3 protein-coding genes are annotated in these 1,506 nt (G+C 68.7%); all 3 read left to right on the forward strand.

Translation table 11 applies throughout. The features are described from left to right. Positions 1-201 (forward strand): hypothetical protein (locus NR072_RS07625; protein ID WP_256836722.1); only part of this gene is annotated, 201 nt, incomplete at its 5' end. Between the two features lie 164 nt (positions 202-365). Next, positions 366-668: an Lsr2 family protein gene (locus NR072_RS07630; protein WP_036314827.1), complete on the forward strand. Its 303-nt coding sequence runs from the start codon at positions 366-368 to the stop codon at positions 666-668. A 156-nt stretch (positions 669-824) separates the two neighbouring features. After that, the coding region (locus NR072_RS07635) for a Clp protease N-terminal domain-containing protein (RefSeq protein ID WP_306230942.1) at positions 825-1,506 on the forward strand (682 nt) is incomplete at its 3' end.

The raw sequence follows: 1,506 nt of genomic DNA on the forward strand, positions 1-1,506 counted from the left end.
TCGATCGGCCTCGGGCTCATCTTCTGGCTGGTGATGCGTTCCCTGCTGCGTTCGGACACGGGTGAGCGCGAGAGTCAGGCCCGCCGGCTCTCGGGCGCGGACGCGCGGGCGGCCCGCGAGGAGGCCGAGGCCCGTGAGTGGGCGGCCCGACGCCGAGCCGAGGGAGGGCCGGGGGCTGATCCGGAGGACCGCGCCCGGTGAGATTCCTTCCCCGGCGTTGAAGAATCCTTCTGCCCGGCTTCGTTGCGGTATTCTTGAATCACCACAAGTGCACGGCCGGAATCGTGAGCACGCGGGAAAGAACCCCGAGAGCGAAGACCGGAACCCAGGGACACGCGCACGAGAGAAGAAAGTGGGAATCACCGTTGGCACAGAAGGTAGAAGTGGTCCTCGTGGATGATCTTGACGGTTCGCCTGCAGATGAGACCGTGAACTTCGCATTGGACGGTCGCAATTACGAGATCGACCTGTCGAAGGAGCACGCCGCGGAACTCCGTGAGTTCCTGAAGCCCTACATGAAGAAGGGCCGCGCCGTGGCGCCGCCGTCGCCCAAGGTCGAGGCCGCCCAGATCCGCAAGTGGGCGGCCGAGAACGGCTACGAGGTCTCGAGCCGGGGCCGTCTGCACCGCGACGTGGTGGAGGCCTACCGCAACGCGAAGCGCAAGTGAGCGCCCCGCCCGGGTGCGTCGAGGAATCGGCGTCCCCGGGCCTCGTTCCGGCACCTCCCGACGACGGCCGGGCCGCTTCTCCCGCTGGCGAACAGTCGCGCGGCACGCGGCCCGGGTGCGTAGTCTCGACCACGACCGTACGCAAGGAGTGTGCCCATGTTCGAGAGATTCACCGACCGCGCCCGGCGGGTGGTCGTGCTCGCCCAGGAAGAGGCGCGCATGCTCAACCACAGCTACATCGGTACCGAGCACATCCTGCTCGGTCTGATCCACGAGGGTGAGGGCGTCGCAGCCAAGGCACTGGAGTCCATGGACATCTCCCTGGGCGCCGTGCGAGAGAAGGTGCAGGAGGACATCGGCCAGGGTCAGCAGAACCCGCCCGGCCACATCCCCTTCACGCCGCGCGCCAAGAAGGTGCTCGAGCTGTCCCTGCGCGAGGCGCTGCAGCTCGGCCACAACTACATCGGCACCGAGCACATCCTGCTCGGCCTGATCCGCGAGGGTGAGGGCGTGGCCGCCCAGGTCCTCGTGCAGCTCGGCGCGGACCTGAACCGCGTCCGTCAGACGGTCATCCAGCTGCTCTCCGGCTACCAGGGCGGTGCCCAGGGCGGCAAGGAGACCGCCGGCGCCGGGGTGGGCCAGGGTGGCGAGGCCGGCCAGAACGCCGGCTCCGTGGTGCTGGACCAGTTCGGACGCAACCTCACCGCGGCCGCGCACGACGGCAAGCTGGATCCCGTCATCGGGCGTGCGGGCGAGATGGAGCGCGTCATGCAGGTGCTCTCCCGCCGCACCAAGAACAACCCCGTGCTCATCGGCGAGCCCGGCGTCGGCAAGACCG

The organism is Micrococcus sp. Mcc89 (assembly GCF_024519795.1).
In the GTDB taxonomy this organism is placed as follows: Bacteria; Actinomycetota; Actinomycetes; order Actinomycetales; family Micrococcaceae; genus Micrococcus; species Micrococcus luteus.